Source organism: Rhodanobacter sp. Soil_C_14, assembly GCF_057657335.1.
The window spans coordinates 167590-185622 of the sequence record NZ_JBDGIQ010000001.1 but is presented as its reverse complement, the minus strand read 5'-3'; the positions used below and the strand labels follow the sequence as shown (position 1 = coordinate 185622).

The 18033-nt window shown below is 64.9% G+C and carries 13 protein-coding genes and 1 tRNA gene; 13 read left to right on the top strand and 1 reads right to left on the bottom strand.

The window, feature by feature from the left end:
* Positions 1 to 2 precede the first annotated feature (2 nt).
* The 13 genes from nuoL to AC3A56_RS00725 all read left to right on the top strand — a co-directional run bounded on the left by nuoL (position 3) and on the right by AC3A56_RS00725 (position 16869).
* Complete coding sequence (gene nuoL, locus AC3A56_RS00785; RefSeq protein WP_487769016.1) at positions 3 to 2045, top strand: NADH-quinone oxidoreductase subunit L; 2043 nt, start codon at positions 3 to 5, stop codon at positions 2043 to 2045.
* 13 nt (positions 2046 to 2058) lie between these two features.
* Entirely contained in the window at positions 2059 to 3567 is a 1509-nt protein-coding gene (locus tag AC3A56_RS00780) for an NADH-quinone oxidoreductase subunit M (protein ID WP_056765937.1), read from the top strand.
* 12 nt (positions 3568 to 3579) lie between these two features.
* Entirely contained in the window at positions 3580 to 5034 is a 1455-nt protein-coding gene (gene nuoN, locus AC3A56_RS00775) for an NADH-quinone oxidoreductase subunit NuoN (protein ID WP_487769015.1), read from the top strand.
* 77 nt (positions 5035 to 5111) lie between these two features.
* Positions 5112 to 5188, top strand: a tRNA-Met gene (locus AC3A56_RS00770).
* Positions 5189 to 5385: 197 nt separating this feature from the next.
* The gene (locus AC3A56_RS00765; RefSeq protein ID WP_056718847.1) at positions 5386 to 5916 is read left to right on the top strand and encodes a ribosome maturation factor RimP; all 531 of its coding nucleotides are present in this window, start codon (positions 5386 to 5388) and stop codon (positions 5914 to 5916) included.
* 118 nt (positions 5917 to 6034) lie between these two features.
* Positions 6035 to 7540 carry a transcription termination factor NusA gene (nusA, locus tag AC3A56_RS00760; protein WP_007805223.1) on the top strand — a complete coding sequence of 502 codons (1506 nt, stop codon included), beginning with the start codon at positions 6035 to 6037 and terminating at the stop codon, positions 7538 to 7540.
* 131 nt (positions 7541 to 7671) lie between these two features.
* Complete coding sequence (gene infB / locus AC3A56_RS00755; RefSeq protein WP_487769014.1) at positions 7672 to 10485, top strand: translation initiation factor IF-2; 2814 nt, start codon at positions 7672 to 7674, stop codon at positions 10483 to 10485.
* A 148-nt stretch (positions 10486 to 10633) separates the two neighbouring features.
* Complete coding sequence (gene rbfA, locus AC3A56_RS00750) at positions 10634 to 11017, top strand: 30S ribosome-binding factor RbfA (protein WP_056765942.1); 384 nt, start codon at positions 10634 to 10636, stop codon at positions 11015 to 11017.
* Between the two features lie 27 nt (positions 11018 to 11044).
* A complete protein-coding gene (truB, locus tag AC3A56_RS00745; RefSeq protein ID WP_487769013.1) occupies positions 11045 to 11971 on the top strand; it encodes a tRNA pseudouridine(55) synthase TruB in 927 nt (308 codons plus the stop codon).
* A 167-nt stretch (positions 11972 to 12138) separates the two neighbouring features.
* Positions 12139 to 12408, top strand: coding sequence for a 30S ribosomal protein S15 (gene rpsO, locus AC3A56_RS00740; RefSeq protein ID WP_007513234.1), 270 nt, complete (start codon positions 12139 to 12141; stop codon positions 12406 to 12408).
* A gap of 83 nt (positions 12409 to 12491) precedes the next feature.
* The gene (gene pnp, locus AC3A56_RS00735) at positions 12492 to 14600 is read left to right on the top strand and encodes a polyribonucleotide nucleotidyltransferase (RefSeq protein WP_487769012.1); all 2109 of its coding nucleotides are present in this window, start codon (positions 12492 to 12494) and stop codon (positions 14598 to 14600) included.
* 97 nt (positions 14601 to 14697) lie between these two features.
* Positions 14698 to 15786, top strand: a complete 1089-nt coding sequence (locus AC3A56_RS00730; protein WP_487769011.1) for a poly(R)-hydroxyalkanoic acid synthase subunit PhaE — start codon at positions 14698 to 14700, stop codon at positions 15784 to 15786.
* Positions 15787 to 15798: 12 nt separating this feature from the next.
* Positions 15799 to 16869, top strand: a complete 1071-nt coding sequence (locus tag AC3A56_RS00725; RefSeq protein WP_487769010.1) for a class III poly(R)-hydroxyalkanoic acid synthase subunit PhaC — start codon at positions 15799 to 15801, stop codon at positions 16867 to 16869.
* 162 nt (positions 16870 to 17031) lie between these two features.
* On the opposite strand, the gene AC3A56_RS00720 is transcribed toward AC3A56_RS00725, so the two are convergent.
* Positions 17032 to 17991 carry a TolB family protein gene (locus tag AC3A56_RS00720; protein ID WP_487769009.1) on the bottom strand — a complete coding sequence of 320 codons (960 nt, stop codon included), beginning with the start codon at positions 17989 to 17991 and terminating at the stop codon, positions 17032 to 17034.
* Between the last annotated feature and the right edge of the window lie 42 nt (positions 17992 to 18033).

Here is an 18033-nt window from a genome sequence, read left to right as displayed (position 1 = left end):
CGATGCAGCTTTCAACATCCATCCTGCTGACGATTGCGCTGGCGCCACTGGTCGGCTGCCTGCTGGCCGGTTTCTTCGCCCGCTTCATCGGCCGTGCCGGTTCGCACAGCGTGACCATCCTGGGTCTGCTGGTGTCCTGCGCGCTGTCGTTCTACGTCCTGTACCAGCTCACCCTGGGCGGCGCGGCTGAGTACAACCAGAACCTCTACACCTGGTTCCAGATCGGTCCGTTCAATGCCAGCGTCGGCTTCATGGTCGACCGCCTGACCGCGATGATGCTGGTGGTGGTGAGCTTCGTGTCGCTGCTGGTGCATGTCTATACCATCGGCTACATGCGCGACGATCCGGGCTACACCCGCTTCTTCAGCTACATCTCGCTGTTCACCTTCTCGATGTTCATGCTGGTCATGAGCAACAACTTCATGCAGCTGTTCTTCGGCTGGGAAGCGGTGGGCCTGGTGTCGTACCTGCTGATCGGCTTCTGGTACAAGCGGCCGACCGCGATCTTCGCCAACCTCAAGGCGTTCCTGGTCAACCGCGTGGGCGATTTCGGCTTCCTGCTGGGCATCGCCGCGGTGCTGTATTTCCTGGGCACGCTGGATTACGCCACCGCGTTCAACGCGGCGCCGGGGCTGGTCGGCAAGACCCTGCAGATCACCGCGCACACGCAGTGGGATGCGGCCACGGTGATCTGCATCTGCCTGTTCGTCGGCGCGATGGGCAAGTCGGCCCAGGTGCCGCTGCACGTGTGGCTGCCCGATTCGATGGAAGGCCCGACCCCGATCTCCGCGCTGATCCATGCGGCGACCATGGTCACCGCCGGCATCTTCATGGTGGCGCGCATGTCGCCGCTGTTCGAGCTGTCGTCGACGGCGCTGAGCTTCGTGCTGGTGATGGGCGCGACCACGGCGCTGTTCACCGGTTTGATCGGCATCGTGCAGAACGACATCAAGCGGGTGATCGCGTACTCCACGCTGTCGCAGCTGGGCTACATGACGGTGGCGCTGGGCGTGTCGATGTATTCGGGCGCGGTGTTCCACCTGATGACCCACGCGTTCTTCAAGGCGCTGCTGTTCCTCGGCGCCGGCTCGGTGATCATCGCGATGCACCACGAGCAGGACATGCGCTACATGGGCGGCCTGCGCAAGTACATGCCGATCACCTGGATCACCATGTGGATCGGTTCGCTGGCGCTGGTGGCCATTCCGTTCACCTCGGGCTTCTACTCCAAGGACGCGATCATCGAGGCGGTCGGCGAGTCGCATCGCTGGGGCGCGCATTACGCCTACTTCTGCGTGATGGCCGGTGCACTGGTGACGGGGCTGTACACGTTCCGCCAGATGTACCTGACCTTCCACGGCAAGGAGCGCTTCACCGTGGCCGAGCATCACGGTCATGGCCACGACGGGCATGACGATCATGGCCATCACGAGCCGGGCGTGCTGGCGCATGCGCCGAAGGAGTCGCCGTGGGTGGTGACCCTGCCGCTGGTGCTGCTGGCGATTCCGTCGCTGCTGGTGGGCTTCTTCACGGTCGGTCCGATGCTGTTCGGCAATTGGTTCGGCAACGCGATCCACGTGGAAGAGGCCAACAACGTGCTGGCCGAACTCGGTCACGAGTTCCACGGTGCGGCGGCGATGGCCCTGCATGGCTTCACCCAGCTGCCGTTCGTGCTGGTGGTGATCGCGTTCGTGACGTGCACCTACATATACCTGTTCAATCCCGCGCTGGCCGGTCGGATCAAGTCCGCGCTGAAGCCGCTGTGGACGGTGCTCGATCGCAAGTACTGGGTCGACAACGTGTACTTCGCGCTGTTCGCCCGCGGTGGCGTGATGCTGGGCCGGGTGTTCTGGAAGGCCAGCGAGACGGCGGTGATCGATGGCGCGATGGTCAATGGCTCGGTGGGCCTGGTGCACCGTATCGCTGCCACGACGCGCCGGCTGCAGTCGGGTTACCTCTATCACTACGCGTTCGCGATGATTCTCGGCCTGATCCTGCTGCTTGGCGGGTACTGGTTCATCGGCTCCGTGCCGGTCGGGCAATAAGGGAAACAGATCCATGTTCAATCATTTGCTCAGCCTGTTGATCTGGCTTCCCGTCATCGGCGCCATCCCGGTGCTGCTTGCCGGCTCGGCCCGCCCGAACCTGGCCCGCTGGTTGTCGCTGCTGGTGGCGGTGCTGACCTTCGTGGTCAGCCTGTTCCTGCTGGTGCAGTACGACCCTGCCGGCAATGCCATGCAGCTGGTCGAAAGCCATCTGTGGATCGCCTCGTGGGGTGTCCATTACGGACTGGCGGTCGACGGCATCTCGGTGGCGCTGATCGTGATGACGACCTTCGTCGGCATCCTGGTGATCGTGGGCGCCTGGGAAGTCATCCAGGACAAGCCGCACCAGTACATGGCCGCGATGCTGATGCTGGAAGGCCTGCTGATCGGCGTGTTCTGCGCCACCGACGCGCTGCTGTTCTATGCGCTGTTCGAGGCCATCCTGATCCCGATGTTCATCCTGATCGGCATCTGGGGTGGTCCGCGCCGCGTGTACGCCACGCTGAAGTTCTTCATCTACACGTTCTTCGGCTCGGTCTTCATGCTGATCGCGCTGCTGTACCTGTACCAGAAGGCGCACACGTTCGACCTGGCCACGCTGGCGGCGCTGCCGCTGACGTTCAAGGAGCAGGCCTGGATCTTCTTCGCGTTCCTGATCGCGTTCGCGATCAAGGTACCGATGGTGCCGGTGCACACCTGGTTGCCGGACGCCCACGTCGAGGCGCCCACCGGCGGCTCGGTGGTGCTGGCGGCGGTGATGCTCAAGGTGGGCACGTACGGCATGTTGCGCTTCATCCTGCCGATCGTGCCGGACGCGGGCGCGCATTTCGCGTGGATCATCATCGTGCTGAGCCTGGTCGCGGTGGTCTACATCGGCTATGTCGCGCTGGTGCAGGAAGACATGAAGAAGCTGGTGGCGTATTCGTCCGTGGCGCACATGGGCTTCGTCACGCTGGGCATCTTCATCGCGTTCGCGCTGGTGCGCGAGCAGGGCAATACCGACATGGCGCTGCTCGGCATGCAGGGCGCGATGATCCAGATGATTTCGCACGGCTTCGTCTCCGGCGCCATGTTCACCTGCATCGGCGTGATGTACGACCGCCTGCATACCCGGGCGATCAAGGATTACGGCGGCGTGATCAACGTGATGCCGTGGTTCGGCTTCTTCTACGTGCTGTTTGCCATGGCCAACTGCGGCCTGCCGGGCACCAGCGGTTTCGTCGGCGAGTTCATGGTGATCCTGGCCAGCTTCAGCGCCAATCCGTGGATTGCGCTGTTTGCCGCCTTCACCCTGATCATCGGCGCGGGCTACACGCTGTGGCTGGTCAAGCGCGTGCTGTGGGGCGAGATCACCAACCCGCACGTGGCCGAGATGAAGGAAATCAACGGCCGCGAAACCTTCGTGCTGGCGTCCTTCGCCGCCGCCGTGCTGGCGCTGGGCATCTGGCCGCAGCCGCTGGTCCACCTGATGGATGGCTCGGTGGCGCAGCTGGTGCAGCAACTCGCCATTCACAAGATTTGATCGGGACCGAACATGCCAACACTGAATGACATCCTGATCCTGCTGCCGGAGTTCTACCTGGTCGCAGCGGCGTGCCTGCTGTTGCTGCTGGACGCCTTCATGAAGCCCGCGCAGCGCCCGTTGCTGCACTGGCTGTCGATCGCCGTGCTGCTGGTGGCGATCTACCTGGTGATCGCCGGTCAGCCCACGGAGGCGAGGAGCGCCTTCGGCGGCATGTTCCTGCGCGACGACGTGGCCGAGATCCTCAAGGTGTTCGCGCTGGCCACCACTGCGCTGGTCTTCGTCTACGCCCGCCCGTACCTGATCGACCGCAAGCTGCTGGGCGGCGAGTTCTACACGCTGATGATCTTCGCGGTGATCGGCATCATGCTGCTGGTCTCGGCCGGCAACCTGGTCACGATCTATCTGGGACTGGAGCTGCTGTCGCTGTCGTCCTACGCGCTGGTGGCGCTGAACCGCGACGCGAAGCTGCCGCCGGAGGCGGCGATCAAGTACTTCGTGCTGGGCGCACTGGCTTCGGGCATGCTGTTGTATGGCATGTCGATGGTCTACGGTGCTTCCGGCATGGGCGGCACGCCGACGCTGGACCTGGCCCAGCTGCACAACGTGATGAGCTACACCACGGCACCGACGCTGCTGCTGTTCGGCCTGATCTTCATGATCGTCGGCATCGGCTTCAAGCTGGGTGCGGCGCCGTTCCACATGTGGATTCCGGACGTCTACCAGGGCGCGCCCACGCCGGTCACCACCTTCATCGCCTCGGGTTCGAAGCTGGCCGCATTCGGCATGGCCTGGCGCCTGCTCGATGGCGGCATGGGCGACCTGTCGCAGCATTGGCAGCTGATGCTGGCGGTGCTGGCGGTGTTGTCGCTGGCGATCGGCAACCTGGTCGCCATCGTGCAGACCAACCTCAAGCGCATGCTGGCCTATTCGACCATCTCGCACATGGGCTACCTGCTGCTGGGCCTGGCGGCTGCCGGCCCGGAAGGCTATGCGGCGGCGATGTTCTACGCGATCTGCTATGCGCTGATGGGCGTGGCGGCCTTCGGCGTGATGCTGGCGATGAGCCGGGCAGGGTTCGAGTGCGAGGAAATCGCCGACCTGAAGGGCCTCAACCAGAAGTCGCCGTGGATGGCCTTCCTGATGCTGCTGGCGATGTTCTCGCTGGCCGGCGTGCCGCCGCTGTTCGGCTTCTGGGCCAAGGTGCTGGTGCTGGAAGCGGCGATCCACGCGGACATGCTGTGGCTGGCGATCGTCGGCATCGTGTTCGCGATCATCGGCCTCTACTACTACCTGCACGTGGTCAAGGTGATGTACTTCGACAAGCCGGCCGAAGGCAGCCAGTTGCAGGCGCAGGCGGACAAGCCGCTGCGCGTGGTGCTGTCGATCAATGCGCTGTCGTTGCTGGCGCTGGGCCTGTACTGGGGCCCGCTGCTGGGATGGTGCCGTCGTGCATTCGGTCTCTGAATCGCCGATGGATGCCATTGCTGAACGATTGAGGCTTGCAAGAAACCGGCCACCCCGGTAAACTCTTCGGACTCTGATGCGGGGTGGAGCAGTCTGGCAGCTCGTCGGGCTCATAACCCGAAGGTCGCAGGTTCGAATCCTGCCCCCGCTACCAGATCTTTCTTGATGCAAGAAAGCCTCCTCGTGAGGCTTTTTTGTTGGGCGCACGGATGCGTCGTGCCTGACGGCTCCGGCTGTCGAGCGCACCGGAAAGAGCTGCACGAGGAGGAACATCGGCGTGATAAGGAAATGGGCCGTTGGAGCCCATTTTTTGTTTCTGCCGTTCTGACGGAGTGAGTCGGGAAGACGACCATGGATACACAGGCACTGGCACAACGCTTCACCGAGGTACTGGCCGATCTGGGCCTGGAATGCCTTGGCGTGGAGTTCAATCCGTCGCATGGGCAGAGTACCCTTCGCGTCTACCTGGACCTGCTGGACAAGACGACCGGTGACGGTGAACGCCGCGAGGTGGGTATCGAGGATTGCGAATCCGCCAGCCGTGAATTGTCCGCCATGCTCGACGTGGAAGACCCGATTCCGGGCCATTACGTGCTGGAAGTTTCCTCGCCGGGTCTGGATCGTCCGCTGTTCACCGCAGAGCAGTTTGCGCGGGTCGACGGACAGGAAGTGAAGTTGCTGCTGAAGGCGCCGCTGGAAGGGCGTCGCCGCTTGCGCGGCAAGCTGGTTTCGGTGGAAGGCGAGCACATCGTGCTGGAAGCCGAAGGCAAGACATTCGAATTCGATCACGCGCTGGTGGAAAGTGCGCGTGTGGTGCCGGACTGGGTGGCGCTCGGTTATGCGCCGCAGCCCAAGCGCGGCGGCAAGAAGCCGGCCGGTTGAGGCCAGTCGGAAACAAATTGAGAGTGCGGCCATGGACGGCCGCTTTTTGATCCTGGCGTTCAGGGATGAACGCAAAAGTTAACCTTCGGGTGCCGTCGGCATCTATGGAGCAACTGCAATGAGCAAAGAACTTTTGCTGGTCGTCGACGCGGTCGCCAATGAAAAGGGCGTGCCGGAAGAAGTGATTTTCGAGGCGATGGAGGCCGCGCTGGCCTCGGCCGCGAAGAAGCGCTATCCCGACGAGGAGCCTGATGTTCGGGTGTCGATCAATCACGACACCGGCGAGTACGAGACCTTTCGTCGCTGGGAAGTGATTGCCGACGATGGCGAGATGGAATCGCCGTCCTACCAGCTGCGCCTGATGGATGCGCTGGACGAGCGCGCCGATGCCCAGGTGGGTGAATACATCGAGCAGCAGGTCGAGAACGCCGAATTCGGCCGCATCGCGGCGCAGGCCGCCAAGCAGGTGATCGTGCAGCGCGTGCGCGAGGCCGAGCGCCAGCAGGTGGTCGATGCCTTCGCCGATCGCGTCGGCGAGCTGGTCACCGGCATCGTCAAGCGCGTCGAGCGCGGCAACATCTACCTCGACCTGGGCAGCAACGCCGAGGCGTTCATCCCGCGCGACAAGACGATTCCCCGCGAATCGGCCCGCGTCGGCGATCGCGTGCGCGGCTATCTTTACGAAGTGAAGTCCGAAGCCCGCGGCCCGCAGCTGTTCGTGTCGCGCGCTGCACCGGAATTCATGATCGAGCTGTTCAAGCTGGAAGTGCCGGAAGTCGGCCAGGGCCTGGTGGAGATCAAGGGCTGCGCCCGCGATCCGGGTGACCGCGCCAAGATCGCCGTGCTGGCCCACGACAGCCGCACCGATCCGATCGGCGCCTGCATCGGCATGCGCGGTTCGCGCGTGCAGGCGGTGTCGAACGACCTCAACGGCGAGCGCGTCGACATCATCCTGTGGCACGAGAACCAGGCGCAGTTCGTCATCAACGCGATGGCGCCGGCCGAAGTGCAGTCCATCATCATGGACGAGGAAAAGCACTCGATGGACATCGCGGTGGCCGAGGACAAGCTGTCCCAGGCGATCGGCCGTGGCGGCCAGAACGTGCGCCTGGCCAGCAAGCTGACCGGCTGGCAGCTCAACGTGATGACCCAGGACCAGGTCACCGCCAAGAGCGAATCCGAGCAGGAGGCTGCACGCACCCTGTTCATGGACAAGCTCGAAGTCGACCAGGAAATCGCGGTCATCCTGGTGCAGGAAGGTTTTTCCAGCATCGAGGAAATCGCCTACGTGCCCAGCGCCGAGCTGCTGGCGGTCGAGGGCTTCGACGAGGACATCGTCGAGGAACTGCGCGCCCGCGCCCGCGATGCGCTGCTGACCGAGGCACTGGCGGTGGAGGAGGGCGTGGAAGAGCATCAGCCTTCCGACGAGCTGCTGGCGCTCGACGGCATGGACGAGGCCACCGCTTATGCACTGGCCGCGCGTGAAGTGGCCACGGTCGACGACCTGGCCGACCTGGCGGTGGATGACCTGATCGATATCGAAGGCATGGACGAGGATCGCGCGGCAGCGCTGATCATGGCTGCCCGGGCACCCATGATTGCGCGACTGGAGAAAGGCGGCTAACCGCGGACGGCAACACCCCGGATGGGTGTGCCGCGAAAGGCTTCTCGCAAGCCTTTCACCACGGATGGAGGTGGCGGTGGCGACAATGCCGCACAGACGATAAGCGCGGGAACGGCGGAGCAAAGAACACGATGTCGGACGTCACGATCAAACAACTCGCCCAGGTACTGGGCATGCCGGTCGACAAGCTGCTGACGCAGCTTGGCGAGGCGGGCATGAAATTCTCCGACCAGGAGCAGGTCATCAGCAGCACCGAGAAGGTGAAGCTGCTTGGCTTCCTGCGCCGCACGCATGGCAAGAGCGAGGCGGTGGCCGAGGTCGACGACAGCGCTCCTCGCCAGATCACCCTCAAGCGACGCACGGTCGGCGAGCTCAAGGTCGCCACGCCCGGCGGGCGCGGCGCCGCCGCCACGGCCAAGACGGTCAACGTCGAAGTGCGCGCCAAGCGCACCTACGTCAAGCGCAGCGTGATCGCCGAGGAAGCCAGCGCCGAGCCCGAGCGCGAGGATGCCGTGCGCAAGCTGCAGGAATCGCAGCAGCAGCGCGAGCAGGAAGAGCGCGAGCGCATCGAGGCCGAACAGCGTCGGCAGGCGGAAGCGCAGCAGCGTGCCCTGGACGACCAGCAGCGCAAGGCCGAACAGGAGCAGCGCGAGGCGGAAGCCGCTGTTCCCGAGGTCGAGCCTGTCACGTCCGGAAAGGTCGAGGCAGCAGCCGAGCCGGAATCCGCCCCCGAGGCGCCGTCCGCGGTGGCTGCGGCCGACGATGCGTCGACCGTGCAGCGCATCGATCAGCGCGAGCTGGGCATGATCCTGCCGCGCATCCACGAGCCGCGCAAACGCGAAAAGCTGGTCAAGCCGGCCGCGGCCCCTGCCGCGCCGGCCGCTGCCGCGGCAACGCCAGCCCGTGCCGCGACGGCGGCAACGCCGGCGACGGCGGGCAGCGATGCCGCCCGCGGCAAGCCCAAGCATTCGCGCGAGCGCGCCGAGCTGCCGGGCAACAAGGAAGATCGCGAGGCGGGCAAGCGTTTTGCCGGTGGCCAGATGCATCTGAGCGAAGCCGACCGTGCCCGCCGCTCTTCCTCCAGCGGCAAGCGTGGCAAGCCCGGCCGCAGCGGCGGCCGCGAGATGTCGCGCAGCAGCGCGCCGAGCGGTCCGCACGGGTTCTCGCGTCCCACCGCACCGGTGGTGCGCGAAGTGGTCATCAGTGACAGCAACGTCGTCGCCGACCTGGCCCAGAAGATGGCGGTCAAGGGTTCCGAGGTGGTCAAGGCGCTGTTCAAGATGGGCGTGATGGCGACCATCAACCAGACCGTCGACCACGACACCGCCGTGCTGGTGGTCGAGGAGCTTGGCCACACGCCGGTCGCCGACAACCAGAACAACGCCGAGGAAACGCTGGCGGCGCACACCCAGAACGTCGAGCTGGAAGGCGAGAAGATCACGCGCCCGCCGGTGGTCACGATCATGGGCCACGTCGACCACGGCAAGACCTCGCTGCTCGATTACATCCGCCGCACCAAGGTTGCCTCCGGCGAAGCCGGCGGCATCACCCAGCACATCGGCGCGTACCACGTGGAAACGTCGAAGGGCGTGATCACCTTCCTGGACACCCCCGGCCACGCGGCGTTCACCTCGATGCGTGCCCGTGGCGCGCAGTCGACCGACATCGTGATCCTGGTGGTGGCGGCCGATGACGGCGTGATGCCACAGACGGTGGAAGCGGTGAAGCATGCGCGCGCCGCCAAGGTGCCGCTGATCGTCGCGGTCAACAAGATGGACAAGGACGGCGCCAACCCCGACAACGTCAAGCAGGGCCTGGTGCAGTACGAAGTGGTGCCGGAAGACTGGGGCGGCGACGTCCAGTTCATCCCGGTGTCGGCCAAGACCGGTGCCGGCGTCGAGGATCTGCTCGATGCGATCTCGGTGCAGGCCGAGGTGATGGAATTGAAGGCCGTTGCCGATGGCCGCGCCTCCGGCGTGGTGATCGAGTCCAGCCTGGACCGCGGTCGTGGTCCGGTGGCGACCGTGCTGGTGCAGCAGGGCACGTTGCGCAAGGGCGACTTCGTGGTCTGCGGCGTCGAATACGGCCGCATGCGCGCGCTGATCGACGAAACCGGCAAGCAGGTGACCGAAGCCGGTCCGTCGATTCCGGTGCAGGTGCTGGGTCTGTCCGGCGTGCCGGAGACCGGTGACGATTTCGTCGCCGTCGAGGACGAGCGTCTGGCCCGCGAGGTCGCCGAGGAGCGTCAGCAGAAGCGCCGCGAGACGCGCATGGTCAGCAAGAGCAATCGGCTCGAGGACATCATCGCCAAGATGGGCCAGGGCGTGGAGCAGCAGACGCTCAACATCCTGGTCAAGGGCGACGTGCAGGGCTCGGTCGAAGCCTTGCGCGAGTCGCTGACCCAGATCGGCAACGATCGGGTGCGGGTCAACGTGGTGGCCTCCGGCGTGGGCGGCATCACCGAGTCCGACGCCACCCTGGCGGCCGCGTCCAAGGCGTTGATCATCGGTTTCAACGTCCGCGCCGACGCGTCGGCGCGCAAGGTGATCGAGACCAGCGGCCTGGACGTGCGCTACTTCTCGATCATCTACGACGTGATCGACCAGGTGACCCAGGCAGCCACCGGCCTGCTCGGCATGGAAGTGCGCGAGGACATCATCGGCACCGCCGAAGTCCGTGACGTGTTCCGCAGCTCCAAGTTCGGCGCGGTGGCCGGTTGCATGGTCACCGAAGGCACGGTCAAGCGCAGCAAGCCGATCCGCGTGCTGCGCGACAACGTGGTGATCTTCGAGGGCGAGCTGGAATCGCTGCGCCGCTTCAAGGAACTGGTCGACGAAGTGCGCAACGGCATGGAGTGCGGCATCGCCGTCAAGCAGTACAACGACGTCAAGCCGGGCGACCAGATCGAGTGCTTCGAGCGCACCGAGGTGGCACGCACGCTTTGACCTTGAGCCCCTCTCCCCTTGGGAGAGGGGTTGGGGTGAGGGTCCACGACCTGCGTGAAGTTTCATACAGGGTCGTGAACCCTCATCCGCCCCTCGCGGGGCACCTTCTCCCAAGGGGAGAAGGGATATCGTCCTTCGGAGTTTTCCTATGCCCTCCCGCGACTTCAAACGTACTGACCGCATCGGCGCCGAATTGCGTCGCGAGCTGGGCTTGCTGGTGCACGCGGCCGTGCGCGATCACGGCTTGCCGTCGGTCAGCGTGTCGGACGTGGAGATCACCCGCGACCTGGACTGGGCGACGGTGTGGGTCACCGCGATGCTGCCCGAGCAGGGTCTGCCCGCGGTGAAGGCGCTCAATGCCATCAGCCATGAGATCCGTCATTCGCTGGCACACAGCGGCATGCGCATGCGCCGGGTGCCGGAGCTGAAGTTCAAGTACGACGATTCGGTCGACAAGGGCGAGCGGATCGAGTCGCTGCTGCGCGAGCAGGCCCGCACCATCGCGCCGCCGGACAGCGACGCCGAGGACTGAGCGGTTGCAAGGATCGTCGCTGAATCCATGAGTCGCCAGTCCCGCATCCAGTTCCGTGACCTGCACGGGATCGTCCTGCTCGACAAGCCGCTGGGTCTGAGTTCCAACCAGGCGCTGCAGGCCGTGCGTCGCCTGCTGCGTGCGTCCAAGGGCGGCCACACCGGTGCGCTTGATCCGCTGGCCACCGGACTGTTGCCGCTGTGTTTCGGCGAGGCCACCAAGCTGGCTGGCAGCCTGCTCGGCGCGCGCAAGGCGTATCTGGCCGAATGCCGGCTGGGCATCACCACCGATACGGCTGACAGCGAAGGCGAGATCGTTCGCCAGTTGCCGGTGCCGCCGCTCGACGCTGCGGCGATCGAGACGGCGCTGGCCAGGCTTCGCGGCCGCATCCTGCAGGTGCCGCCGATGTATTCGGCGCTGAAGCACGACGGCGAGCGGCTTTACGCCAAGGCGCGCCGGGGCGAGGTGGTCGACGTGCCCGCGCGCGAAGTGGACGTGCACCGCCTGGAATTGCTCGAGCGTGACGGGGAAACCCTGCGCCTGCTGGTGGAATGCGGTTCGGGCACCTATGTCCGCTCGCTGGCGGTCGATCTGGGCGAGGATCTCGGCTGCGGCGCCCACCTGACCGCATTGCGGCGGATCTGGGTCGAGCCGTTCCGCGAGCCGCAGATGGTGACCCTGGCGCAGCTCGAGCAGGCCGCGGAGCAGGGTGACGAAGCACTGCTGGCATGGCTGCTGCCGGTATCGGCGGGCCTGTCGGATCTGCCGGTCCTGCACCTGGACGAGGCGCAGAGCATGGCGATTTCACGTGGTCAGCAGATCAGCCTGCCGGGGTTGCCGGAAGCCGGCCGCTGCGCGGCCTACGCCAGCGACGGTGCGCTGCTGGCGCTGCTGGAAAGCGATGCGGAAGGACGTGCCCGCGTCATTCGCGGCTTCAACTTGCCGCCGGACTGACCGATTTGCCCGCAAAACGCCTTGCGCACTTGTTGTAACAGCACTCCCATCAGTAGAATAGACAAGTTATTTCAACGCTTTCACTCAACTAGGCGAAGCTTGCGCTTGCGTCATCGCCGATGATGCAAGCGCAAGCTTCGCATCGCCTTATCAAGGAAACGTACTCCATGTCCCTTACCGCAGAACAGACCGGCAAGATCATCGCTGATTTCGGCCGCGTGCCGAACGACACCGGTTCGACCGAAGTCCAGGTGGCGCTGTTGTCCGCCCGCATCGACCACCTCACCGGCCACTTCAAGGAACACAAGCAGGATCACCACTCCCGCCGTGGCCTGCTGAAGCTGGTCAATCAGCGCAAGCGCCTGCTCAGCTATCTGAAGGATCGCGATCTTGCGCGCTATCAGACCCTGATCGAACGCCTCGGCCTTCGCCGGTAATTTCGTGCGTTCATCCGTGAACGCAAAGATCAAGAGGCGCCCATCCGTGGGCGCACTTCTCAATCAGATCAGGAATTAAGCACGTGGCAAAAGTAACCAAGTCATTCCAGTACGGTAATCACGAAGTCACACTGGAGACGGGCGAAATTGCCCGCCAGGCGTCCGGTGCGGTCATGGCCAGCATGGGTGGCACCGTGGTGCTGGTCACCGCTGTCGCTGCGACCAAGCAGAAGGAAGGCCAGGATTTCTTCCCGCTCACCGTCGACTACGTCGAGAAGTTCTATTCCGCCGGCCGCATCCCCGGCGGCTTCTTCAAGCGCGAAGGCCGTCCGACCGAGAAGGAGACACTGACCTCGCGCCTGATCGATCGCCCGGTGCGCCCGCTGTTCCCGGAAGACTTCAAGAACGAAGTGCAGGTCATCGCCCAGGTCGTCTCGCTGAACCCGGAAGTCGACGGTGACATCGTGGCCCTGCTCGGCGCCTCTGCCGCGCTGAGCCTGGCCGGCATCCCGTTCAAGGGCCCGATCGGCGCTGCCCGCGTCGGTTATGCCAACGGCAAGTACCTGCTGAACCCGTCGCAGACCGAACTGAAGACCTCCCAGCTGGACCTGGTCGTCGCCGGTACCGCCGGCGCCGTGCTGATGGTGGAATCCGAAGCGCAGCTGCTGTCCGAAGACGTGATGCTCGGCGCGGTGATGTTCGGTCACCAGCAGATGCAGACCGCGATCCGCGCGATCGCCGAACTGGCCACCGAGGCCGGCAAGCCGTCGTGGGACTGGAAGGCTCCGGCCCGCAACGAGTCGCTGGTTGCCGCCGTCAAGGGCGCGGTCGGCGAGCAGCTGACCGCCGCGTTCCAGGTGCGCGACAAGCTGGAGCGTCGCGACGCGATCTCCGCGATCAAGGCCGACGTGCTGGCCGGCCTCAAGGCGCAGGCCGAAGAGAACGGCTGGTCCACCGCCGCGCTGGCCAAGGAATTCGAGGAACTCGAATACCACACCATGCGCGACAGCGTGCTGAAGACCAAGGTGCGCATCGACGGCCGCCAGCTGGACGACGTGCGCGCGATCACCGCCCGCGTCGGCGTGCTGCCGCGCACCCATGGTTCGGCGCTGTTCACCCGCGGTGAGACCCAGGCGCTGGTCGTCATCACGCTGGGCACCACGCGTGATGCGCAGATCATCGACGCCCCCGGCGGCGAGTCGAAGGACCCGTTCCTGTTCCATTACAACTTCCCTCCGTTCTCGGTGGGTGAAGCCGGTCGTTTCGGTGCGCCGAAGCGTCGCGAGATCGGCCACGGCCGCCTCGCCAAGCGTGGCGTGCAGGCGGTCAAGCCGAGCATCGAGGAATTCCCGTACGTGGTGCGCGTGGTCTCGGAAATCACCGAGTCCAACGGTTCCTCGTCGATGGCCTCGGTGTGCGGTTCCTCGCTGGCGATGATGGATGCCGGCGTGCCGCTGAAGGCGCCGGTCGCCGGTATCGCCATGGGCCTGGTCAAGGAAGGCAACGATTTCGTCGTGCTGTCCGACATCCTGGGCGACGAGGATCACCTCGGCGACATGGACTTCAAGGTGGCCGGTAGTGCCGACGGCATCTCCGCGCTGCAGATGGACATCAAGATCGACGGCATCACCGAAGAGATCATGAAGGTGGCGCTGGCTCAGGCCAAGCAGGGTCGCCTGCACATCCTCGGCGAAATGGGCAAGGCGCTGACCACCGCCCGCACCGAAATGAGCGAGTTCGCCCCGCGCCTGATCACCATCAAGATCCACCCGGACAAGATCCGCGAAGTGATCGGCAAGGGCGGCGCCACGATCCGCTCGATCACCGAAGAGACCGGCACCACGATCGACATCAGCGACGACGGCACCATCATCGTCGGCTCGGTCAATCGCGAGGCGGGCGAAGCGGCGAAGAAGCGCATCGAGCAGATCACCTCCGACGTCGAGCCGGGCCGCATCTACGAGGGCAAGGTCGCGAAGCTGATGGACTTCGGTGCGTTCGTGACGATCATGCCGGGCAAGGATGGTCTGGTCCACGTGTCGCAGATCTCCGACGAGCGCGTCGAGAAGGTCTCCGACAAGCTGAAGGAAGGCGACATCGTCAAGGTCAAGGTGCTGGAAGTCGACAAGCAGGGCCGCATCCGCCTGTCGATGAAGGCCGTGACGGAAGACGAGCGCGCAGCAAGCGTCTGAGTTTTCGCTTCGTCAGCAGTAACATGAAGAAGGCCCGGCTCACGCCGGGCCTTCTTCGTTGCGGGCCGATGATCCGCTGTCATGACCTTTTGCTAGGATGGCGAGAACCGTTGACGAGGACGCACCGATGGCCGATCCGGCGAATGATTTCATGAAGGACTATCAGGCGCTGGCGCAGCAGTCATGGGACTCCTGGACGCGGCAATTCCAGCAGCCATCCGCGGCCAACCCGTTTGCGCCCCCACCGTCGCAGGCGACGGGCACCGATACGCTGGAACGCACCCTGTCCGGCCTGAAAGGCTATTTCGACTGGATGCAGAATGCTGCCAGCGGAGGCGTGACTCAGCGGCCATCCACTGACTGGCAGCAGCAATTGCAGCAGATGTTCGGGACCGGCAACCCGCCCTTTGCGCAGGCCTTCGGTGGCATCGACAGTGCCGGTGCCGAGAGCTTTGCGCGGCAGTGGCAGTCCTGGTCGCAGGCGGCACAACGCATGGGCCTGGGCGACATGCCGGGTGCGCATGGTCCGACGCCGGCATTCGGCCTCAATCGCGAACAGCAGATGCAGCAGCAGGAACTGGGCATGGCCTTGCTGGCGTCCTTGCAGGCGTCCGCCAGATACCAGGAGCTGATCCAGAAGGCCAACACGCAAGGCATGCAGCGCCTGCAGGAAAAGTTGACGGCACACGCCGCGCCGGGGCGCCAGGTCGATTCATTGAAAGGCCTGTACGACTTGTGGGTGGACGCTTCCGAGGAGGCCTACGCCGACATCGCGCTTTCCGTGGAATTCCGCGACGCCTATGGCGAGATGGTCAACACGCAGATGCGCGTGCGCCAGTTGCAGCAGCGACAGACCGAGCAGATGTGCCAGCAGCTCGGCGTGCCGACTCGCAGCGAGGTGTCGAGCCTGGGCCAGCGATTGCAGGCCTTGCGCCGCGAGTTCCGTGCCAGCCAGGCCGGTGCTTCCGGCGGTCATGCCGACGAGCTCGTCGCCTTGCGCCGCGAAGTGGCTGCGTTGAAGCGTCAGCTGGGTGATCGCCCGGCCACGAAGCCCGCGGCGGGAAAGACGGCTGCGGCGAAACCGTCGGCCGCCGCGAAGAAATCTGCAGCGACGAAGAAGCCTGCGGCAAAGGGCGCGCGCAAGCCTGCCACCACGTCCACGGCCAGCGCGCGCAAGCGCAAGTAAGGGAGCGTTGTCATGCAGAGTCCATTGCACATCGATCCGACCAAGGCATTGGCCGACATGTCGGCGTTCCAGCGCAAGCTGGCCGCCGGCATGGCCAACCTGCGCAACATGCGCGAACCCGAATACGCGAACACGCCGCGCGAGCTGGTCTACAGCGAGGACAAGCTCCAGGTCTGGCATTTCACCGGCCACGGCAAGGCCACCTCGAAGACACCGCTGCTGATCGTCTACGCGCTGGTCAACACGGTGTGGATGACCGACCTGCAGGCTGACCGCTCGATGGTGCGCAACCTGCTGGAGCAGGGCGAGGACGTCTACCTGATCGACTGGGGCTACCCCGACGGCGCCGACCGCTGGCTGACCCTGGACGACTACATCAACGGCTACCTCGATCGCTGCGTCGACGCGGTGCGTGCGCGCCACGATCTGGACGCGATCAACCTGCTCGGCATCTGCCAGGGCGGCGCGTTCTCGCTGTGCTACACCGCGCTGCACCCGGACAAGGTGAAGAACCTGATCACCATGGTCACCCCGGTGGACTTCCACACGCCGGACAACATGCTGTCCAGCTGGTGCCGCAGCATGGACGTGGACTTGTTCGTCGACACCATGGGCAATATCCCTGCGGGCCTGATGAACTACGTCTACCTCACCCTGAAGCCGGTGCGGCTGAACCAGCAGAAGTACATCGGCATGGTCGACATCCTCGACAACCCGACCGAGCTGGAGAACTTCCTGCGCATGGAACGCTGGATCTTCGATTCGCCGGACCAGGCCGGAGAAGCGTTCCGCCAGTTCATCAAGGATTTCTACCAGGGCAACAAGCTGGTCAAGGGGACGCTGGAGATCGGCGGCAAACCCGTAGATCTTGGCATGGTGACGCAGCCGGTGCTGAACATCTTCGCCGAGCAGGATCACCTGGTGGCGCCGGACGCTTCGCGCGCGCTTGGCAGGCATGTCGGCACCACCGACTACACCCAGCTCGCGTTCAAGGGCGGCCACATCGGCATCTACGTTTCCGGCCGTGCCCAGCGCGAGGTGCCGCCGGCGATCCACCACTGGCTGGCGGAGCGCTCCCGCTGAATTCAGTGCGATAGAGATGGAGGCAGTTTGCCGCTTGTCGCGGGATGGCATGCAGCACCGATCTCATGGGCGATGGCCAGTTCCGCGTTGAGGAGCGATTGCTGTCTTCGCAGGAATCGCAAAACCAAGGAACTGGCACAGCTGCCCATCACTCCACCAGCGTCATTCCTGCGAAGGCAGGAACCGCATTTCCGTACGAGGCATTGTCATCGACGGGCGAACCATGGTCGGGCACGCCGGCGGCCATGCCTCGCTGCCATCCGGCTGCCAGACATAGAACTCGCCGGAGCGTGGCCCCTTGGTATCGCGCGCGAACAGCAGGGATTTTCCGCTCGGCGAAAATGCCGCGCCGATTTCGCTGCCATTGACGTTCACCGCCGGCCCGAGGCTGCGGCGCTCGCTCCAGCCATCCTGCCGGCGCTCGCTCTGGTACAGGCCGCCATCGGCCATCACGATCAGCCGCCGGCCGTCCGGTGAAGGCAGCGGTTCGTACTCATCGCCCGGCGTATTGATCGCCTTGCCCAGGTTCTCCACCCGCCAGTGGCCCGAGTTGTCTTCGCGGGCACGCCAGATGTCGGTCTTGCCGAAGCCGCCCGGGCGATCGGAACCGAAATACAGCCAGCCGTCTGGCGCCGGGCGCGGGAACCACTCCTGGCCGCGCGAATTGACCGGCGGTGGCAATCGTCGAGGCTCGCCCCAGCCACCCCCATCGCGGCGGTCGACCTCCCAGATGTCGAGGTCCTGGCGTTTCTGGCCGTCCATCGAACGAGTGGAGATGAAGTACAGGTGCTTCCCGTCCGAGGTGATGAATGGATCGGCCTCCACGCCGTCGCCTGCGAAGCTGGCATCGGCAGGCGTGCCCCAGCCGTCGGCGTTGCAGTGGCTGACCATGATTCGCCCGCCGCGGAAACTCGGCGAGCTGCGCACGAAGTAGAAGTCGCCATGTCCCGGATCGAAGGCGCCGTGCGACTCGAACAACTCCGACGAGATGCGTGGTGGCGCCCACGGTGCGGTGGCCGGTGCCGCGTTCGCACACAGGATCGTGCTTGCGCCGAGTAGACCAAGGGCGAGCGAAAGATGCCAGCCGGTTGCGCGCTTCGGGTGACGATTGCCGTTCGTCATGCGTGTACTCCCTCGTGTCGTCGGTACGACTATAAGACGGCG

Bases quoted from the DNA above. Each gene is read 5' to 3' on its own strand.
- AC3A56_RS00720 (WP_487769009.1), bottom strand. From the start codon at position 17,991: ATGACGAACGGCAATCGTCACCCGAAGCGCGCAACCGGCTGGCATCTT.
- AC3A56_RS00780 (WP_056765937.1), top strand. From the start codon at position 2,059: ATGTTCAATCATTTGCTCAGCCTGTTGATCTGGCTTCCCGTCATCGGC.
- AC3A56_RS00725 (WP_487769010.1), top strand. From the start codon at position 15,799: ATGCAGAGTCCATTGCACATCGATCCGACCAAGGCATTGGCCGACATG.
- infB (WP_487769014.1), top strand. From the start codon at position 7,672: ATGTCGGACGTCACGATCAAACAACTCGCCCAGGTACTGGGCATGCCG.
- rbfA (WP_056765942.1), top strand. From the start codon at position 10,634: ATGCCCTCCCGCGACTTCAAACGTACTGACCGCATCGGCGCCGAATTG.
- nuoN (WP_487769015.1), top strand. From the start codon at position 3,580: ATGCCAACACTGAATGACATCCTGATCCTGCTGCCGGAGTTCTACCTG.
- AC3A56_RS00765 (WP_056718847.1), top strand. From the start codon at position 5,386: ATGGATACACAGGCACTGGCACAACGCTTCACCGAGGTACTGGCCGAT.
- truB (WP_487769013.1), top strand. From the start codon at position 11,045: ATGAGTCGCCAGTCCCGCATCCAGTTCCGTGACCTGCACGGGATCGTC.
- AC3A56_RS00730 (WP_487769011.1), top strand. From the start codon at position 14,698: ATGGCGAGAACCGTTGACGAGGACGCACCGATGGCCGATCCGGCGAAT.
- nusA (WP_007805223.1), top strand. From the start codon at position 6,035: ATGAGCAAAGAACTTTTGCTGGTCGTCGACGCGGTCGCCAATGAAAAG.
- rpsO (WP_007513234.1), top strand. From the start codon at position 12,139: ATGTCCCTTACCGCAGAACAGACCGGCAAGATCATCGCTGATTTCGGC.
- nuoL (WP_487769016.1), top strand. From the start codon at position 3: ATGCAGCTTTCAACATCCATCCTGCTGACGATTGCGCTGGCGCCACTG.